The organism is Spirosoma luteum DSM 19990, assembly GCF_000374065.1.
GTDB classification, from domain to species: Bacteria; Bacteroidota; Bacteroidia; order Cytophagales; family Spirosomataceae; genus Spirosoma; species Spirosoma luteum.
Genome location: NZ_KB893278.1, coordinates 16,765 through 27,293, shown reverse-complemented (window position 1 = coordinate 27,293; position 10,529 = coordinate 16,765). Strand labels below are relative to the sequence as shown.

The 10,529-nt window shown below is 50.9% G+C and carries 6 protein-coding genes; 1 reads left to right on the top strand and 5 read right to left on the bottom strand.

What is annotated here, in order from left to right; genetic code table 11:
* Positions 1 to 212: 212 nt before the first annotated feature.
* Together B156_RS32280 and B156_RS0121415 are read right to left on the bottom strand one after the other, a co-directional pair.
* On the bottom strand, positions 213 to 449 hold the full coding sequence (locus tag B156_RS32280) for a hypothetical protein (protein ID WP_018621836.1): 237 nt from the start codon (positions 447 to 449) through the stop codon (positions 213 to 215).
* Between the two features lie 248 nt (positions 450 to 697).
* On the bottom strand, positions 698 to 1,189 hold the full coding sequence (locus tag B156_RS0121415) for a response regulator transcription factor (protein ID WP_018621835.1): 492 nt from the start codon (positions 1,187 to 1,189) through the stop codon (positions 698 to 700).
* 413 nt (positions 1,190 to 1,602) lie between these two features.
* Here B156_RS0121415 and B156_RS0121410 point away from each other — a divergent pair, with 413 nt between their 5' ends.
* Positions 1,603 to 4,209 carry a hypothetical protein gene (locus B156_RS0121410; RefSeq protein ID WP_018621834.1) on the top strand — a complete coding sequence of 869 codons (2,607 nt, stop codon included), beginning with the start codon at positions 1,603 to 1,605 and terminating at the stop codon, positions 4,207 to 4,209.
* A gap of 201 nt (positions 4,210 to 4,410) precedes the next feature.
* On the opposite strand, the gene B156_RS0121405 is transcribed toward B156_RS0121410, so the two are convergent.
* From B156_RS0121405 to B156_RS0121395, 3 genes are all read right to left on the bottom strand, one after another.
* Positions 4,411 to 5,607 carry an HU domain-containing protein gene (locus B156_RS0121405; RefSeq protein ID WP_018621833.1) on the bottom strand — a complete coding sequence of 399 codons (1,197 nt, stop codon included), beginning with the start codon at positions 5,605 to 5,607 and terminating at the stop codon, positions 4,411 to 4,413.
* A gap of 20 nt (positions 5,608 to 5,627) precedes the next feature.
* Positions 5,628 to 7,301, bottom strand: coding sequence for a TonB-dependent receptor (locus B156_RS0121400; RefSeq protein ID WP_026260965.1), 1,674 nt, complete (start codon positions 7,299 to 7,301; stop codon positions 5,628 to 5,630).
* Between the two features lie 110 nt (positions 7,302 to 7,411).
* Complete coding sequence (locus tag B156_RS0121395; RefSeq protein WP_018621831.1) at positions 7,412 to 10,462, bottom strand: tetratricopeptide repeat protein; 3,051 nt, start codon at positions 10,460 to 10,462, stop codon at positions 7,412 to 7,414.
* Positions 10,463 to 10,529: the final 67 nt, after the last annotated feature.

Genomic DNA, 10,529 nt, shown 5'->3' with positions numbered 1-10,529 from the left:
TTTTCAGCATACTGATCACTGTGGCGAGCCAGTTGTAGAAAATTGATCCGGTGACGAACACTGAGAAAAAGCATGAGTATGTGGGTAACAAATTGGCGACGAGGCTTGGTCAAATCAGGTAAGCTGGCTACTATTGTAGTTAGCAAGGCAAGTCTTTGCATAAAGGCGTTGTTAGGCTTTGGAGGTTAGAGACCCAAAACTAACACGCCTTTTTACTCTTCTAAAATTGACGAACCATTGATTAAATCGACCTGTTGCTTATCCGTCAGCCACTTTTCTGAATCTACCTCATTTTTGAATCGCACTACAGTGCAGTTTTTCCCTGCAATGGTAGCAATCCGGTTCGCTATTAAATCATCATCCATTACCAGCAGAATGCAGAATGCTGGAATGGTCTGCCCTGGAATGAATGTCGTTTCTGAATTAGTTAAGTGTTGATGCGTTAACATGGTCTTGTAATTAACAAGCAATAAATTCCTGCTACATGACAGAAAAAATTATTCATTCTGAAGGAAATTTTTTGGAATGTTAAATTAATTCCAGCGATTTCTTTTAGAGATTGCCTGAGTATAAATATGCTTATAAGATGATATTTTGATGATAGAAGAAACAAGTATCGTCGGCACGAATTTTACGCAATCAATTATGAACGTAACGGATTGTGTTCGTGCAATCAGTCAAGTCAATTGACCGGAAATTACGCGCTTTGTGACAGCGAATAGTTGCCGAAAAGCATTGACAGAATTCGGGATTTTTGTTGCCAGAAAGGTTTCGATTGGGTGTCCAACTGACTGGGCACTGCGTCCGAAGCCTCGGAACGGCGAAGAAGGGCGTGAAGCTTTGCTTTTACCTCAAGCGGGTTGAATGGTTTGGAAAGGAAATCGTCCGCCCCTTGGTCCAGACATTGAATACGCGTGGTACTGTCGAGTACATCGGAGAGAATGACGATGGGGGTTAGAGCGGCTATTCTGCTCATCCGAATGAGTTTGATTAACTCAAGACCATTGAAGAAAGACAGGTTTAGTTCGGTTAGTACACAATCGAACCGATTGCCCTGAATTAATAGTCTGGCCGCTTCCTGACCCGTATTGGCTACGGTAATAGTGAAATCCCTGCTGAGAGTTTGAACCAGGATTTCAACCACGTAAGGATTCTCATCGACTATGAGTAAGTGGTGGTTTGTAATCATTTTAGTTAAAATTATTTACGGGTTAGATTCAAAGTTTTAGACTAGCCAGTAATTCATTGGTTACCTGTCTTTAGTAAAAAAAACATATCCTACATACCCCGTTTGTGAGAATAGAGGTGGTAATCGACGAATTTTCCTGGTAAAACTTAGCGCAAAGAAACTAGTGTAATAAATTGATAGTAAGCTATTTATAAACTAATGTAGTCGCTGCGATAAAGATACTTATCTACGTGCTTTATTTGAATAAGAGTCATTCTAAATAAAATCCAAAATTGATTAAGCGGTAGGCACTCTAATGCTTATTTAATCCCGCCCGATACTACGCCGGTGAATTGAGACTTATCAAAGGCGCATAGCCCATTTATTCGATTTGGTACAAAGCCGTATCTTTGAGCTATGTATCCGTTGATTATATGAGCCAACCAACCCTTTTTCAGAGAATTCGCCCCCACCTGATAGCTATAGTATGCCTGTTTGTGCTGGCTATCATCTACTTCCAGCCCGTATTGTCGGGCAAAGCACTCTCCATGCACGACGTGCAGGAATCAACCGCATCAGCCCGGGAAATCCGTGAATTTGCCCAGCAAACGGGGGTGAAACCCCTGTGGACCGATGCCGTTTTTAGTGGGATGCCGGGATACATGATTGACTTCCCCTATCCTTACATATTGGTCTACAAGGGCGTCATGGGCGTTATCAATCTGTTGCCCAACACGGCCAGTATCCTATTCATCGTCATGCTGAGTATGTACGTGCTGTTGGTCGTGCTGGGCTGTAACGCCTGGCTGTCGGCCCTGGGAGCCGCTGCGTACGGGCTGGGCACCTTCGCCATCGTTAGTCTCGAAGCAGGGCACGTCTCCAAACTTTTCGCGCTGGGATATGGTGCCGGTATACTGGCGGGCGTCATTCTGGCTTTGCGGGGCCGCTACTGGGTTGGTGCTGCGCTGGTGGGTCTTTTTGGCAGTATGGAACTGGGGGCAAACCACATTCAGATTACGTACTACCTGTTTATGACCATTGGGTTGTACGTGCTTATTGAAGGCATTGCTTTGTTCAGGGCGGGCAAAAGTCGTCAGTTGATTATTGGGCTCGCTGTTCTGGCGGTGGCAGGTGCGCTGGGAGCCGGTAGTTTTGCCAAACGCCTGCTGGTGCTTAATCAATACACAAAAGAAACCATCCGGGGAAAATCGGAACTGACCGCTAAAACAACCAATCCGGACGGGAAAAACCCCAGCAGCGAATCGAAAGGCGGACTGGATAAGGACTATGCCTTTAGCTATAGCTATGGTATCGGCGAGACGCTGACCTTACTGATACCCAATGCCTACGGTGGCGCATCCTCCGGGGGGGGATTAACGACGGATTCCGAATTCTATAAAGCCATGACGAACCGGGGCGTAGACCCGGCTGCCGCCAAACAAATGGCTGAGCTGGGCGCGCCCACCTACTGGGGCGATCAACCCATTGTGGGTGGTCCTGCCTACGCCGGTGCGGCCCTGCTTTTTCTGTTCGTACTGAGTATGTTCGTTCTTCGTGGGTCGGTCCGATGGTGGCTGCTCAGTGCCACGGTGCTGATGATTATGCTGGCATGGGGTAAAAACCTGCTTTTCTTCAACGAGTTCCTGTTCGACAATCTGCCCTATCTGAATAAATTCCGGGCCATGACGATGGCCCTTTGCCTGGCCCAGCTATTTATGGCTGCCGGTGCCGCACTGGGGATGCAGACAATCGTTCACGAGAAACCGACTTTTGCCCAGCTACGCCAACCATTGCTCATCAGCCTGGGACTAACGGCGGGTTTGGCCCTCGTGCTGGCTCTGCTGGGAGGCTCGTTTTTCAGTTTCCGGTCGCCAAACGACCAGGCTATTTTATCCCGTTATTTTGGGGAAGCGGCCAGCCAGTTCGAAACCGCACTCATTAGCGACCGGTTGAGTCTGTTTCGGTCCGATGCTTTCCGGTCGGTGATACTGATACTGCTGGTTGCCGGGGCGGTATGGCTATTTATTACGAATAAAATCAAGACGGGCGTATTGTATCCGCTGGTATTGGCCGTAGTCATTTTTGATTTGTTTTCGGTCGACAAGCGTTTCCTGAACGCGGCTGATTTTATCCCTAAAGCGCAGGCCAGTGTTCCGTTTGAGCCAACCCCCGCCGATGAGCAGATTATGCAGGACAAATCACTCGGCTACCGGGTATTCGACCAGACGGGGTCGTTCATGGAAAGCAATCGAACATCCTATTTTCATCGGTCGGTAGGGGGCTACAACACTACTCGTTTACGGCGGTATAATGAACTGATAAATTATGCTTTTCAGCCTAATACGCTGAATATTCTGAGTATGCTAAATGCCAAGTATGTAATTCAGCCGGGACAACCCAATCCAGCCGACCCCCAACAGGCACCGGCTGGCCCAATGGTTATTCCTAACCCCGACGTGCTGGGTACGGCCTGGTTTGTAGGTACAATGCAGCAGGTAAATAATGCCGATGAAGAAATAGCGGTTATGAAAACACTGAATCCGCGTGATTCGGCCGTAGTCGATAAGCGGTTTGCCGCTGAACTGGGAAATCTGCCTGCCACGATGGATCACACGGGCAGTACTATTCAACTAACGGAGTATCGCCCCGATAAACTAATTTATACAGCCAATGCTGTTCGGGATGGGATGGTCGTTTTCTCCGAAATATACTACCGGGGTCACGAGGACTGGCAGGCGTTTCTGGACGGTAAACCCGTTCCTCACCTGCGGGCCAATTACGTGCTGCGGGCCATGCGCGTTCCGGCGGGTAAACACACGATTGAATTCCGGTTCGATCCTCCGCTGAACCGCCTGGGCGATACCATCGACCTGATCTGTAATGTGCTGCTGATTGCCCTGATTGGTTTCGTTATCTTCCATGAAGGGCGCAACCGACGTTCGGTGCCGGTGAGCGACCCGGAACCTGTTGCACCCGTGGAACCGATAACCCCACTGGCTCCGAAACCCGCTCCAAAGCCAGTTAAATCGAAAACCCGTTAGGTCCAGGCAATCTTATTTTAGGTTGATTATCAGGCTGTTAAATTTAAGCTACTATAGATTCCTCCCTACTGGGGAGGGTTGGGTTAACGTCTAGGTAGAATTACCTTGTTGACTAACAGCATAAAAACGAGCCTAGCATCCTCACAACGCAAAAAAGCACCGCCCATGAGCGGTGCTTTTTTGCGTTGTGACGGTAAAGGGTTAATTATCCATAATCCAGGGTTCTGCACCGGTTAACTCTTTGATAGCACTCACTTTATCGGCCAGCTCTTCGCGGGTAGCTGAGCCTACAGCGGCTACTTTATACCTTCCTTTCTGACCGCGTTGGGGCAGGATAATGAACGCATCGGTGTAGCCCGCCTTCTGCAACTGCCTGGTTAGGCTCAGTGCGTTACGCCTGCTTGAAAAGACACCGGCAATAACCGTGAAGTGCGGACCCGTATAAGCGCGCATTACAACGGGCTTAACGCGCCGTTTCCGTAATTTGGCTTTGGCCACGCGGAATTCTGCCTTCTTGACGGCTACCGGAGCAGCCACCGGCTCGGCTATACCGACTGCTACTTCTTCCGGTTTACTGGAAACAGGGGCAATAGCTGCCGTGTCTACCGGTAAGTTGGGAGTGGTTATGGGGTTTTCAACAACTGGCAGCGGTGTGGCTTCCTGAACAGCCTCCGATTTTGGTGACTTACGACTATCGGCTGATGCGATAAAAGAGGAAACCGGAATCCGTAATAGATTGGCCGGATCGAGACTGCTTTGGAACGGTTGGCCCGGCTTGATAACCGAGAAATAACTAACAGCTCCCAACGACCCGATCAACAGCGCAGCGGCTGCAACGCGCCAGTACGTCCGGGCAGGCCGGTAGGGAGTAAACACCGTATCATCTTCCTGGATGAGTACAGGGCCGACACCCGTAGTGGGGGCATTCAGTGTGGATACGGGGACTGCCTCAAGAACTGGTTCGGGTAGTACCTGCTGGTTGACCAGCTGAGCGGGTATTGCACTCATTCCGTACGATTCACCGAAGAAGTTTTGCCGAAGGCCGGGGCTGAACTGCAACCGGCTTTCTTCATTTTGGGTGAAGGTGCCAATGCCCTCCAGCTCGAATCGGCCGGTCGTTTCTACCTGCATCCGCAAGTCCGACACGAATGAGCTGATAAGCCGCTGTGCTCCCTCACGGGTTACCGGCTCGTGGAGCATAATATAATTGGCCAGAATGCCATCGTCGAAACGCAGGGCTTCATTGAACGCTACCCGTTTGCGGGGGGGCAGGTATAAACCGCTGGTTTCCGTATAGACTGCTGACTGGTAATGAGTGAGGAAAGCACCCAGCTCCGGTACAACAATGCAGTCGTACTGGTACAGCAGTTTTTTTAGGTAGTTGTTTACGGAGGCCATAAGATGTGTACGAATAAGAATCAAAATGAATAGCTGATTCCTCCCAGAAAGTTAAGCCCCTGGTTTTGATAATACAAATACCGCTGGTAATTCTGACCGAAGATGTTGTTCAGCGAAACGAAAGCGGCTACCTGAGAACCCAGGAAATAGTCAATTTTTAGGTTCGCGTCATAAATCGGTTTTAGGGTATAGGAAACGCCTGTGGTGAAATTCTTATTCTGAATACCCTCGTAAAAATACAAATCAGCGGTAACGAATAATTTTTTGTTCAGGATGTACGAGTTCGTCCAGGTAGCAGCCGTTCGCGGACGACCCCAGGCTTGTTCGAGTCGGTCCAGTCCGTAGTTGAAGAAGTCAGCTTTCAGCGTTGAGCGAAACTTATCTTTCTGGGCATACGCCAGCTGCCCCGATATCGTCAGCACGTTGGAAATGCCACCATCGTATAACACGAAGAATTTGGTGGTGTCAGGAATCGAGTTGTTAAACGCCGAGAAATTTCGGTACCGGGCGTAAGATGCTTTGCCTTCGTACGAAAAGCCACCGCCCAGATTACCCTTGGTTCCGGCGTAAATATCCAGCGATTTGATGGTGTTGGCCAGCACGACCTGCGAGGCCAGCCACTTGTTTTCGGCCAGTAACGAACGCAGGGTGTTCCGGTTAATATCGCCATCGACACCGGCAAAGATGTGGATGTTATCGAGCGGAGCCACATCGATATCAATTACCGGGAAAGCGCGGGTTTTATTGATTCCCTGCCGCTGGTCGGTTTGGTTGACGGCATTGATACCCGCCGTAATCGTAAACAGGGGCGATACATACTTGAAGGTTGGCTTCACCCGAAACAGGTTCCGGTTATCGACAATAGACCCGTCAGACCGTTGGGTCACGTAGGCGTCGGCGGCTACCAGCGCAAATACCTTGTCGGAAATGCCGAGCGAAGCATTCAGGTTGGTACCCCAGTCGGTCTCGGACGCATTGAACCGGTCGCGGAGGGAAGTCAGTCCCGTTTTCAGCGAATAGTCGATAGCATTCTCCGACTTCACGTTTTCGATACCCAGTTTGAAATTGACCGTGTTGAGTCGCTGTTTAATCAGGTCAGGATTAAAGGCAGGCTGCGCTGCGTACTCGCGGCTGTATCCGTAAAAATTATAGGCGTTCCGGTCGTAACCGAGGTCGGCCTGTAGTTTGAAGGCGTCGGCCAGGTACTTACCCGTCACCCGAACCCGCGTGTCACTCTGCGCCGAATTCTTACCATCCACCGGGCCAATGCCCGACGACAGATGCCGTACGGAACCTTCCAGCGCCAGGTTCGACAGGGTATTGATGCCCACGAATCCTTCGCCCAGAAACGAACTGTAATTACCGGCACCCAGCTTCACATAGTTGTTGTAAGCGGGGGTGTTGTCGGCCTGGGTTGTGGCCGGGGCCAGTACACCCGGCGTAATTTTTGGGTCGCCAATGGTGAGTTTACGGTCTTCGAACTCATAGGTAAGCTTCCGCTGCTCGGCGGAGGGCTTGAGGGAGGGAATCTTGTTGAAAATCCGACTGGCTGGCGGCAGCTCAATCTTACGGCTCTTTTCAACCGTGATTTCCTGATTGTCTATTTCTCCAACTTTCGTGGGCTTCGGCTGCTGGGCAAAAACCACTGTCGACGTGAGGAGGAGGGAGCAGGTGAGTAGGGGGCGTACTGTCATAAGGGATGGACGACGAGTTTTGACTGATGAATGATAACCGGGTCGCCGGAGCGATGATGAATAAAAGCAGGGGATACCTGTTCATCCAATAAGTCATCATTCATCATTTATTATTTAGCTTCCAGCGTGGCCAGTTTCTGTTTGGCTTCGGCTACAATGGTTTCGTCGGATGAGTTTTCGATAATTGAGTTTAGCACGGCTTTGGCCTGGGTTGGTTCGTCCAGCGCCACGTTATTGTCGGATACCAGAATAAAAGCCTTGCCTTTCCAGTACTCATATTCGCCGAACTGTTCATTAAATTTCAGCATCGCAGCAATGGACTCTTTATACTTCTTCTCCTTGTACAGAATCTCGCCGAGCCGGTACTGCGCTTCGGCTCCGTTGATGTCTTTGGCCAGGGCAATCGTTTTTTCGAAATCAGCCTGGGCTGTCTTATAGTCGCCTTTGTTCAGGGCCACTTTTCCGAGCATCAACTGTGCCCGGTTCTGCGCACCCAGCACTACGCTGCCCGCCGAAATAATATCGCGGGCAACGGCGGCTGCGGAGTCCGGTTTCGGATAGGCGAAGTACGTATCCATCAGGCCGAGTTGTGCCGTTATCTGCTCGGCCTTGTTTTCGGCCTGCCCAATAATCAGCTGGTAGTTCCGAACGGCGCGGGGGAAATTTTTCTGACTTGTTTCCAGCTCGGCCGCCCGTGTAGCGGCCCGAACCAGGTATTCGGATTTGTTGTCCGCTACCACCATATTATAGTAACGGAGCGCATTGGCTACGTCGCTGGTTTGCCGGTAGGATTCCGCCAGGTAGTAACGGGCTGCGTTTGTGCTGGGGCTGTTTGGGTACTCCTGCATGAACGTCAGCAATGACTGAATGGCCTGGTCGTACTTGGCGGTGGCGTAAATGTTTCGGGCATTCTCGAACTGCACCCGCTCCACATCCGTGCTGCCCGGATTGCTCTTTTTGTACTGGCCCAGCACCTGCGAGAACTCTTCCGGCCGACCGGCATCGTTCAGGGTGTTTTGTATACCCAGCAGCGCACTCTGTGCCTGCTCCGACTCGCCGTAGTTGTCCAGAATCCGTTTGTAGTCGGCCACGGCTGGGTCGTACTGCTGGAGGTTACCATAGGCAATAGCCCGTCTCAGCAGGGCGGCTGGCAGGCGGGTACTGTTGGGTTTGTCCTGAATCAGTTTCGTATATTCCTGAATGGCAACCTGATACGCCCCTTTCTCGAAATCCACATTGGCTTTCTGCAACAGGGCCTCATCCACAAAGCGCGAATTGGGGAACTGACGCTGTACCTGATCGAACTGGGCTTTTGCTTCGGCATCCCGACCGACATAACTTAGAATGACCGCTTTCTGGTAGGCGGCATAATCTTTATCCGCGGCATTCTGAGCAATGGCCTGGTCGTAATACCGAATGGCATTTTCGTACTGCTTGTTGGCAAAATAGACATCGGCCAGTCGGAGGGTTGCATCCTGTAGTTGCTCTTTATCAGGAGGACTCTTGCTTACAAAGTCGCGGAAGTAGGGAAGGGCGCGGGTGTAATCTTTCTTGTTGAAATAGGCGTATCCCAGGGCATATAAACTCCGGATAGGGTATTCGCCCGAACCGGATTTGGCCACGCTGGCGTAGAGGGGAATGGCCGTATCGTACTGTTTCCCCGCCGAATAGGATTCGGCTTTCCAGAACTGGGCGGCTTGCTGTAGGTCATTATCAACCGGAAATTTTAATGATTTATCCAGATTAGCCACTGCCTGCTGATACCGTTCGGCGTTGAAATCGTTCACGCCCTGATTATAGGTTAGTCGCTGATAGGTGGCGTTGATTTTAGGGGTCCGGCGTTTCAGCCCCTCGATGTAAGCGATGGCGGCCGGATAGTTGTTCGACGCAAAATAGGCTTCACTAACCAGCTCATTGGCTTCGTTCTCAAACTTGCTGGTTGGATACTGCTTCAGAAAGGCCGTTAACTCTTTAACCGCATCGGTTCCGTTATTCTGGTCCAGTTGTAGTTTGGCGTGGTTGAAACGCGCTTCCTCCTGAATATCCCGGTTAAACGACAGCCGCCCGGCCTGGTCAAAGGCGTTCATGGCGTAGGCCGGATTCTGGGTTTGCAGGTAGCTAACCCCCAGCGTATATGAGGCATATTGGGCCGTGGTATCCTTCCCGCCCGCTACGGGCCGGAGTTGCGTGATGGCATCGGCATACGCCCCGGTCCTGAACAGGGACTGCCCGTAGCGAAACTTGATGGCCCCCGGTGCTTTGGCCCCTGCCGCACTGATGTATTGCTTATAAAAAGGTATTGCTTGGGCAAACTGATTTTGCTGATAATAGACCTCGGCAGTATACAAGGCTACTTCGCTCATGGCCGAACTGCTGTTTCGCTTAAGGAGCGGTACCGTATACGCCAGTAGCTCATCATACTTGCGCTGGCGATAGAGTGCCTGGGCAATCCAGTTTGGCACCTGATTCTGATACGTTGGGTTGTTTTCAATCCGCCGGAAATCGCCCACGGCATCGGTAAAGTTCTGGTTACGGAAATTGATTACCCCGGCATAATATGAGGCTGCCGGTGCATCGGTCGAGCTGGGGTCGAGTTTGACTTCGTTCAGCAGGGGCAAGGCCCGCTGTAAATTCTGGGTGTTATAGTACGAAAGAGCCAGTTGGTATTTATAGGCAATCTGCTGGCTGGCGCTACCGCCCTGCCCCACGGCTTTTTCCAGAAAATCAATGGCTTTGGCGTAGTCCTGCCGATTGTAGTAATAGGTACCCAAATCGCCGTATAACTGGGCCGCTTTGGGGTGCTGGCTGTGGTTTGTTACGAACCGGTCTACCAACAGTTCGGCACCGGGTTCGTCGATGTACAGGCTGGTCAGGGCCACGTAATATTCGGCTTCAACGGCATTCTGGTCGCCGGTGTTCAGTAACGTTTGGGAGCCGTCGCCCCGGCGTGGTTCCAGGTACTGCCGGAACTCGTACCGGGAAGCCGCGTAATTGGCTTTCTCGAACAGCTCAAGCCCGTTTCGGTAATGGTAGTCGGGTTCGGCATAGCTCTGGGTTCGCTGAGCGGATGCCGACAGGGTGGCCAGAAGGCTAATCGTTAAAAAGAGTAGATTCCGGGTCCTTGGTATTCGTAGCCTCTGGTGGGCAGTTAAATAGGGCATAAAGTAGTGTTGTGTTTTTGGTGCCTGGTTTACGGTGTATAAACCCTTTCGTAAACTGCTGCCTGAA

Bases quoted from the DNA above. Each gene is read 5' to 3' on its own strand.
- B156_RS32280 (WP_018621836.1), bottom strand. From the start codon at position 449: ATGTTAACGCATCAACACTTAACTAATTCAGAAACGACATTCATTCCA.
- B156_RS0121415 (WP_018621835.1), bottom strand. From the start codon at position 1,189: ATGATTACAAACCACCACTTACTCATAGTCGATGAGAATCCTTACGTG.
- B156_RS0121410 (WP_018621834.1), top strand. From the start codon at position 1,603: ATGAGCCAACCAACCCTTTTTCAGAGAATTCGCCCCCACCTGATAGCT.
- B156_RS0121405 (WP_018621833.1), bottom strand. From the start codon at position 5,607: ATGGCCTCCGTAAACAACTACCTAAAAAAACTGCTGTACCAGTACGAC.
- B156_RS0121400 (WP_026260965.1), bottom strand. From the start codon at position 7,301: ATGACAGTACGCCCCCTACTCACCTGCTCCCTCCTCCTCACGTCGACA.
- B156_RS0121395 (WP_018621831.1), bottom strand. From the start codon at position 10,462: ATGCCCTATTTAACTGCCCACCAGAGGCTACGAATACCAAGGACCCGG.